This is a genomic window from Treponema bryantii, assembly GCF_900113965.1.
Classification (GTDB): domain Bacteria; phylum Spirochaetota; class Spirochaetia; order Treponematales; family Treponemataceae; genus Treponema_D; species Treponema_D bryantii_A.
The window spans coordinates 1-1,644 of record NZ_FORI01000022.1 but is presented as its reverse complement, the minus strand read 5'-3'; the positions used below and the strand labels follow the sequence as shown (position 1 = coordinate 1,644).

Genomic DNA, 1,644 nt, shown 5'->3' with positions numbered 1-1,644 from the left:
TTGTCAATAAGAATCCTCAAAAAATAATCACTTAAGGCTGTCTTTTTCAGGCAGTCTTCTTTTTTGAGAAAAATAGAGCTTCCGTTCAAAATAAAAAAGCAAAGCCTGAATCGCAATTCAGAAAAAGATTCCAGGAAAAGCGTCCTGAATCAAACACATATAGTCGGTCACGGCAAACCTGAAAAAACAGATTTCCGGCACGAAGAATTTCACCGGTACCCGTGCCAAGCCTGAAGCAAAAATAAGATGGTCATCATACGATGCCGATAGTTATATGGGCAGGTCAAGGCAGGGACAGTCCGCTTATTTATTTTCAACAAAAACAAAAATATAAAAAGGCGCAGTGGCAGCGTCTATTCAAAGCTCAAGAAGTCACGGCATCCGGAACAGAAAGAATGACGGGCGGTCTAAGCCGCATATAAGATTCATTTTTCAAAAGTCCCGCCGCATACGCTTCAGTTATGCGAGATGCTCGCCGCCACTGTCCTTATTTTCAATTTTCCTATCCCCGTAAAACTTATCGGGATTAAAAGCCTCTTTCCGCTTGAGCATGTAATAAACAGTACGTCCGAGTTTCTGAGCAATGATGCTCATCGCTTTTGCTTTCCCATACCGCTGCACAAGCTTATCATGCCACCTCTGACCACGTTCATTATTGCGGAGAAAGAGAACTGCTCCTTCTGAGAATGCCCACTTCAGATGTACGTTTCCGATTTTATTATGTCCGCCTTTTTCTTTCTTACCGGCAGACTCATGGGAACACTTTACAAGCCGGCAGTAAGAGATAAACTTACCGACATCTGAAAAACGATGGATGTTATCTATCTCGTAAAGAATTGTAAGGGAGAGTATAAAGCCGAGGCCCGGAACTGAATTGATAATGCTGTACGAAACAGGATCCTGCACTTCCATGCTGTCCTCAATCTGAAACTCAAGTTTTGTGATTATGTCGTGGTAAGCCTGGAACATTTCAAGATCTGCATTCACCATTTTCAAAGTTGCCGGATCATTGAATTTCTGAGGAATTGTATTTCTGTAAACTTCACTCCTCATTCGGGAAGATGTCAGGGGTTCATTTATATTGTACTGATGATTTGTATTTTGAAGATGAACGGAAAGTTCGGCGCGCTGTCTGACAAAGAAGAGCCGTCTTCTGAGCAGGTCGCGTACTGCACGCTTTGCCTTTGGATATGCATATGCAATCGGGAACATACCGCCGCGAAGCAGGTTTGCAATTTTCTCTGAATCGATTTTATCGCTTTTTGTTTTTCCTCCGTGAATTGATTTCATGTAATAGGCATGTCCCAGTGCAAAATCGATTCCTTGCTCCGCACAAAAATCTGCAACCCAGTACCAGGTAAAAATGCATTCCACTCCAACAACAATGTCCTTTCCAAAAGTATTGGTCACAAGCTCCAGATTATCTCTGGAACATTCCATGTTTTTGTGGAATACAGTTTCCCCGATGTTGTTGATAACACAGATGTACATCGTTCTTGCGTGAAGGTCGATTCCAATGTAAAATTGATGCTGGTTCTTATAGAATCTCATTAAGGTCCCCCTGTCGAATTAATTAGGATATTGTGCCCTGATGGACTTATCTATCTTAGCATGATAAAACTGGGGCCTTAATGATTTTCAAAG

General features: G+C 41.9%; 1 protein-coding gene. It reads right to left on the bottom strand.

The annotated features are described in order from the left end of the window. Window positions 1–459: 459 nt before the first annotated feature. Window positions 460–1,551 carry an IS110 family RNA-guided transposase gene (locus tag BM161_RS14145; RefSeq protein WP_074933943.1) on the bottom strand — a complete coding sequence of 364 codons (1,092 nt, stop codon included), beginning with the start codon at window positions 1,549–1,551 and terminating at the stop codon, window positions 460–462. Window positions 1,552–1,644: the final 93 nt, after the last annotated feature.

Coding starts and splice junctions, on each gene's coding strand:
- BM161_RS14145 (WP_074933943.1), bottom strand. CDS start 1,551: ATGAGATTCTATAAGAACCAGCATCAATTTTACATTGGAATCGACCTT.